Here is a 6,770-nt window from a genome sequence, read left to right as displayed (position 1 = left end):
AGGGGCAGGCGAGACGAACAGCGCGTCGATATCCGCTGCCGAACCGCCGAGCGCCGGATAATAGTCCGCGCTAGAGGCGCCGACCTTGATGCCGGCGTCGAGCAATATGCGATCATTGCCGCTGCTGACGGCAACGCTGGTGCGGCCCTTTTCCCCAAAGCCGCCGAGCAGGTCCAGCATCATCACGATGCCGGCCCCGCCGCCGGGATCAGCCAGCCGGATTTCAAGCGCAACCGCGCCTCGGCTCCGCTCACCAGCGTGACCGGGTCCGGTTGCTCGAAATGCAGGGTGAGGTCAGGGCCGGCGGCGGGCGTGAATTCGATCCGCGCCGCGCCACCCTGATAGATCACGCGCTTGACCAGGCCATCGAACCCCGAACTGTCGGCCGAAACCTCGAGATCGGCGGACCGGCAGCAGATCTTCGCCCCGGCACGGGGCAGTTCGCCGGGCCGGCAGCGGACAACAAGCTCGGTTTCGAGCACCCTGACCTTGCAATGGCCAGCCTCTTCCGCGCTCAACACATCGGCCGGCAGCAGAATGCCTTGCGAGATGAAGGATGCCACCATTTCATTTGCCGGTTCATGATAGAGCTCGCGCGGTGTCGCAAGCTGCGCCAGCCGGCCGTGATCCATCACCGCGATGCGGTCGGCGAGTGCCATCGCCTCGGCCTGGTCGTGGGTGATGTAGACGATGGTGGTGCCCGAGCGCTTGTGGAAAGCGGCGAACTCATCCTCCATCGAGGCCCTCAGATGCACGTCGAGATTGGCCAAAGGTTCGTCGAACAGCACCAGCGAAGGCGCGGCGACGAGGCAGCGCGCCAGCGCGACCCGCTGGCGCTGGCCTCCGGAGAGATTGGCGGGCCTGCGATCGCCCAGTCCCTGCAGATTGACCAGGGCCAGCGCGTCCTCGACTTTCCGGCGTGCCACGGCCTTATCGAGTTTGGCCACCTTCAGCGAATAGCCGATGTTCTCGGCCACCGTCATATGCGGCCACAGCGCATAGTTCTGGAACACGATGCCGACCCGCCGCTTTTCCGGCGCGACGCTGCCGCCACTGTTCGAAACGACGTCGCTGCCGATGCGGATTTCGCCCGCGCTCACCTTTTCGAATCCGGCGACGAGCCGGAGCAAGGTCGTCTTGCCGCATCCGGAAGGGCCGAGCACCGCAAGGAATTCGCCATCGGCGACGTCGATCGAGACATCCTTGACCGCGTCGAAATCAGCGAAGCTCTTGGTCACATGGTCCAGTGTCAATCGCGCCATGGCAGGACTCCGCTCGGAAGATGAGGGGCAAGCAGATTGGTCACCAGCATCAGCACGAAGGTGACCGCGACGGTGATGACCGACATCGCCGCCGCATAGTTGGAATCGCCGCCCTGCTCGAAGGAGAACATCACCACGCCGATGGTCTCGGACCCCGAGGACCACAGCAGCGCCGAGACGGTGAGTTCGCTGAGCGCTGTCATGAAGATCAGCAGGCCACCGGCAATAGCCGCCGGCGCCACAAGCGGAAACACGATGGTGCGCAAGCGCGTGAACAGGCCGGCGCCCGCCACCTGTGCGGCTTCCTCCAGGGCCCGGTCGATCTGGTGGTAGCCGCTGATCGTCGGCCGCAGCGCCAGCACGAGGAAGCGGGCGAGATAGGCGTAGAGGATGATCCAGACCGTATTGTAAAGCTGGATGCCGGTGAACGGGATCGGTCGCAGGAAGATGAGCAGCGATGCGATCGCCAGCACCACCCCCGGCAAGGCATAGGGCAGTTCAACCGAAAGGTTGAGCAGCCGCACCCAGCGCTGCTTGCCCCAGGCGATCAGATAGCCCACAGGCACGGCGACGATGACGGCGAAGAAGGCCGCCGCGATCGACAGCCAGAAGCTGTTGAAGAAGGCGCGGTTGGCTGCATCGTGCTCGAACAGCACGAAGCGGTAATTGTCGAGCGTCGCCGTCTTGGCCGTCAGCGCGATGCCGTAGCCCGGCACCAGGGATGTAAGCACCAGCCCGAACAGCGGCAGCACCAAAACCAGAAGGATCAGCAGCCACAGGCTGGCCTGGATGACCGGCCGCCAGCGGCCGAGCTCATAGGGCTCGGCGGACAACGAGGTCGAGGAGATGCGATAGTCGCGCCGGCGGCTCATCACCTCCTGGGCAAGGATGCCGGCCATGGCGATGACACCGATCAGCACCGACAGGAACGCCGTCTCGCCGAGCACAGCCGGGCCGCCGCCTGCCAGCTTCTGGTAGATGAGCGTCGGCAGCACAAGATAATTGGCGGGAATGCCGAGGAAAGCCGGGATGCCGAAATTGCCGACGCAGGAGACGAAAGCCAATGCCGACGCCGCCATGATCGAAGGCGTCATCAGCGGCAGCACGATGGTGATGAGCACGGTGAACCAGTTCGCGCCTCCTGCACGCGCGGCTTCGACCAGTTCGCGCGGCAATTTGCGCAGGCCGGCCCGCACCAGCAGGAACACCAGCGGGCCATACTGCACGCCAAGCAGCAGGATGATGCCCGATGTCGAATAGAGCGGGTTTTTGGTGCCGAGCGGCGGCGCCGCCCCGAACAGCTTGAGAAACGGGCTTGCCGGTCCGAACAGTTGCAGCCAGGCCAGCGCCGTCACCTGCGGGGCAATCATCAGCGGCATGACGTAGCACAGCACCAGGGCGCTGCGGCCGCGTATGTCGGTGAGCGAGACCAGAACCGCCACCAGCGTTCCTGACAGCACCGCAAGCAGGGTGCCGCCTATGCCGACGACCAGCGTATGCCAGGTTGCAACCCAGGTCGCCGGGCTGCGCAAGCCGGTCTCGATGGCGATTGCCGACAGGGTGCCGCCGGGCGCCACGATCTCCTTGACGAGGCGCAGCATGGGCAGCAGCGAAAGCAGCACGATGACGACGGCCACCGCCGCCGTCAGGGCCATTTCCTGGCCCCGGCTTTCCCTGATGCGTGTCGGCATGATTGCGTTTTCCTGGATCGATGCGGGCGGATTTCGCCCGGGGGCGGTGGGGATGTCGGCGAACCGGCACCCCCCGCCGCGATTGCCGGCTCAGCCGCCGAACAGTTCCTGGAACTTCGCCTTGTCGGCGTCGGTCTTGGCCACGATCGCCTTGGTGTCGAACGGCATCACCTTGACCTTGACGCCTTCCGGCAACCAGTCGGGGCGGCCGACCGAGGCGCGCGCCGGCAGGTAGCCCATGGACAGAGCCAGCTTCTGGCCTTCATCGGAAAGAATGAAGTCGACGAACTTCTTGGCGCCTTCGACATTCTTGGCCGTCTTCATGATGGCGACGGGCTCCGTTACGGCCGGCACGCCTTCACTGGGGAATACGAACTCGACCGGCGAACCCTTCTTCTTGGCGTTCATCGCCATGAAGTCGACGAGAATGCCGTACGGCTTCTCGCCCGACGCGACCGACTTCAGCACCGCGCCATTGCCGCGCACGCTCACCGTGTTGTTGGTCTTCAGCTTCTGGAAGAAGTCCCAGCCGTAATTGCTGTCTCCGGCGAAGCCCGACAGCAGATAGGCGGCAGCACCCGAATAGAGCGGGCTCGGCATCACCAGGCCATCGGCATAGGCCGGCTTGGCGAGATCGGCCCAATGCTGCGGCTTCTCGGCCGCGGCCGTGTTGTAGACGATGCCGGTGGTGATCAGCTTGCTGCCGAAATAGGTCTTGCCGGCGTCATAGGCATCCGCCTCGATGCCGTCGAGCTTGGCCTCGGGATAGGCCATCAGCCGGTCGTCCTTCTTCAACAGCTCCATCGAGACCGCGTCGGCGATCAAAAGCACGTCGGGCTGCGGACTGCCGGCGGCGAACTCCGCCGCCATCTTGGTCAGGATGTCGCTGGTTCCGGAACGGTAGATGGTGACGTCGACGCCGGGCTGCGCCTTCTTGAAGGCTTCCACGGTCTTGGCCGCGTCGGCTTCCGGCTGGGATGTGTAGAGCGTCAGCGTTTCGGCGTTTGCCACGCCGGCAAACAAAGTCGCCGCGAGGGCCAGCTGGCTGGCCAGCAGCTTGATGAAATGCGTCTTCATGAGACCTCCTGTCTTGTCTGTGCACGACCGGTCCGGCCCCTGGCCAGTACCCCGTCCCGTCCTCCCTGCACGGCGCATATGACTGGTGGATGACACAGCGCGTGAAACCCACAAAATATGTTCATATGTTCAATGTCAATTACAAATGAACAGAGATGTGCGACAATCCGTCAGCCGCGAACCGGCGTCCGGTTGACACAAGACATGTGTTTCTCCGATGACGGTTCGCCCAGCCAAGGCTCATGAGGGATGAGAACCTATGCCCACGGAAAAGCCCGGACCAACCCGCCTGCCGATGGTTTCCTCCGACCTCAACGTAAAGACCGCCTGGCTCTATTATGTCGAAGGCCTCACGCAGGAGCAGATAGCCGAAAAGCTCGACGTCTCGAGGGTGAAGGTCATGCGGACGCTGGCCGCCTGCACCGCCGAAGGCATCGTCGTTACCATGATCAACGCGCCGACCGCCGAACAGGTGTCGCTCGAGCGGGACCTGGAAAGACGCTGGGGTCTCGATGCCGCGGTCGTCATCCCGACCCCTTCGGCGCACGAGCACCTGGAAAAGGCAATCGGCCATGCCGTGGCCGCCTATCTCGGCGAACAGATGCGCGACGGCATGACACTCGCCATCGGCGGCGGCGCGACGCTGCATTCCAGTCTCGGCTTCCTCGCCCGTCGCCAGTTGAAGCATGCGTCGGTCGTGGCGCTCGTCGGTAGCCTCCCGCATTCTCAGTGGATCAACCCCTCGATCGTCGCCGCCAAGGTCGCCGATGTCTTCGAGATCGACAGCTACCAGATCACGGCGCCGGTAACCGTGGACGATCCTGCACTGCGCGATCTGCTGTGGGCGCAACCGGCTCTGCAGGACGTGCGACGCCGCGCCGCCGCCGCCGACATCGCGCTGCTCACCGTCGGCGATATGTCGCCCGACGCCACGATCTTCCGGCACGGCATCGTGCCGTCATCGCTGATCGCACCGCTCAAGGCCAGGGGCGCGGTCGCCAACATGCTGTGCTATTTTGTCGATGCGGCAGGCCGGCTCGTCGACCATGAGGTCAACCGCCGCGTCATGGCCATCGATCTCGACGTCGTCGGCAACGTGCCCAATGTCGTGCTGGCCGCCGGCGGCAAACGCAAGGTGGCGGCGATCCTGGCGGCGCTGAAGGCCGTCAGCACCAATGTGCTGATCACCGACAGCGACACGGCCAAGGCGCTGCTGGCCAAAGGTGGCTGAGACTTAAGGTGTGTTGAAATTCAGGTCAGGCCGAGTCGAAAACGGTTGGTTCCGAGAACCGGAGCGGAGCGTACTTTCTGTACGTGAGCACCGGAAGCGCAGGAAGCTGCCGTTTGCAGACCGGCATCACCTGAATAGCCACACACCTTAAATCAGGCCGCGCTCGCGCAAGAAATCCTCGACGCCGACATGGGTCATGGATTCGAACTCGGCGATCGCCTCGGCCACGCGCTTGCGTTGCGCCGCCAGCAGGATGAACACCTGCTTCATCTCGCCGGAAACGCCAAAGCGGCTCCACCGCTCGGCGATATGCGCGGGCAGGCCGATATCCCTGCAGAACGCATCGAGGTTTTCATAGCCAAGGCTGGCGACGAGCTGCTTCGTCTCTTCCGCCGACATGCGCGGCTCGAAGGCGTGATCGTGCAGACGCTGCGCCACCAGCTTGATGTCGGATGGCGACGTGGCCATGACCTTGCCGAGCAAGGTCTTGACGTCAGATGGGTCGAATGCGGGCATGCTGGCCTCCCTTGGTCGCGCTCCATCCAGAACATGGGTCACGTGTCGGCGCCTGACAAGCCGTTTCTGTCGTGAGCCGGCGTATCATTGGCGCCGGCCCGCGTCCGAGGGCTAGACGAGCATGCCCATTGGATTCTCAATGAGGCTCTTGAAGGCGACCAGCAGTTCCGCCCCCAGCGCACCGTCGACGGCGCGATGGTCGGTCGAAAGCGTCACCGACATCACGGTGGCGATCTTGATCTCGCCGTTCTTGACCACCGCCCGCTCCTCGCCGGCGCCGACCGCCAGGATCGTCGCGTGCGGCGGGTTGATAACCGCGGCGAAATCCTTGATGCCGAACATGCCAAGGTTCGACACCGCCGTGGTGCCACCCTGATACTCTTCCGGCTTCAGCTTGCGGCTGCGCGCGCGGCTGGCAAGGTCCTTCATCTCGTTGGAGATGGTCGACAGCGTCTTTTCATCGGCATGCCGAATGATCGGCGTGATCAGCCCGCCCGGGATCGACACGGCGACGCCGACATCGGCATGCTTGTGCTTGACCATGGCGCTTTCTGTCCACGACGCATTGGCGTCCGGCACCGCCTTCAGCGCCATCGCCATCGCCTTGATGACCATGTCGTTGACCGACAGCTTGTAGACGGGCGCCTCGCCCTTGTCGGTCTTCTTCATCGGCGCCGCCGCGTTCAACTGCGAGCGCAGCGCCAGAAGCGCATCGAGTTCGCAGTCGAGCGTCAGGTAGAAGTGCGGGATGGTGGATTTCGCTTCGACAAGGCGGCGCGCGATGGTCTTGCGCATATTGTCATGCGGGATGAGCTCGTAGGAGCCTTCCTCGAACAACTTCAAGACCTGGTCGTCCGACATCGCCTTGGCAGGAGCGGGAGCGGCGGCCGCCGGCGCGGCAGCTGGCGCCTTGGCGGCCGGAGCGGCCTTCGCGCCACCACCAGCGATCGCGGCATCGACATCGGCCTTGACCACACGGCCATGCGGGCCGGT

General features: G+C 64.2%; 6 protein-coding genes and 1 pseudogene. 1 reads left to right on the top strand and 6 read right to left on the bottom strand.

The annotated features are described in order from the left end of the window. The 4 genes and pseudogenes from J0I79_RS02345 to J0I79_RS02330 all read right to left on the bottom strand — a co-directional run. A pseudogene (locus J0I79_RS02345) lies at positions 1-183 on the bottom strand (MBL fold metallo-hydrolase); the annotation flags it as partial. Further along, positions 183-1,262: an ABC transporter ATP-binding protein gene (locus tag J0I79_RS02340; RefSeq protein WP_292855101.1), complete on the bottom strand. Its 1,080-nt coding sequence runs from the start codon at positions 1,260-1,262 to the stop codon at positions 183-185. The pseudogene J0I79_RS02345 and the gene J0I79_RS02340, both read right to left, overlap by 1 nt. Beyond that, a complete protein-coding gene (locus J0I79_RS02335) occupies positions 1,250-2,953 on the bottom strand; it encodes an iron ABC transporter permease (RefSeq protein WP_292855099.1) in 1,704 nt (567 codons plus the stop codon). The genes J0I79_RS02340 and J0I79_RS02335 overlap by 13 nt, the downstream gene beginning before the upstream one ends. Positions 2,954-3,043: 90 nt before the next feature. Continuing rightward, entirely contained in the window at positions 3,044-4,030 is a 987-nt protein-coding gene (locus J0I79_RS02330; RefSeq protein WP_292855097.1) for an ABC transporter substrate-binding protein, read from the bottom strand. A gap of 259 nt (positions 4,031-4,289) precedes the next feature. On the opposite strand from J0I79_RS02330, the gene J0I79_RS02325 reads away from it, so the two are divergent. After that, entirely contained in the window at positions 4,290-5,261 is a 972-nt protein-coding gene (locus J0I79_RS02325) for a sugar-binding transcriptional regulator (RefSeq protein ID WP_292855095.1), read from the top strand. Positions 5,262-5,408: 147 nt separating this feature from the next. Here J0I79_RS02325 and J0I79_RS02320 read toward each other — a convergent pair whose 3' ends face one another. After that, complete coding sequence (locus J0I79_RS02320; protein ID WP_292855093.1) at positions 5,409-5,777, bottom strand: hypothetical protein; 369 nt, start codon at positions 5,775-5,777, stop codon at positions 5,409-5,411. A gap of 111 nt (positions 5,778-5,888) precedes the next feature. Beyond that, on the bottom strand, positions 5,889-6,770 hold an 882-nt coding region (locus J0I79_RS02315), incomplete at its 5' end, for a 2-oxo acid dehydrogenase subunit E2 (RefSeq protein ID WP_292855091.1).

Source organism: Mesorhizobium sp. (genome assembly GCF_017306585.1).
GTDB lineage: Bacteria > Pseudomonadota > Alphaproteobacteria > Rhizobiales > Rhizobiaceae > Mesorhizobium.
Note: the sequence above shows the minus strand (reverse complement) of the source record. Positions and strands in the feature narration are given on the sequence as shown.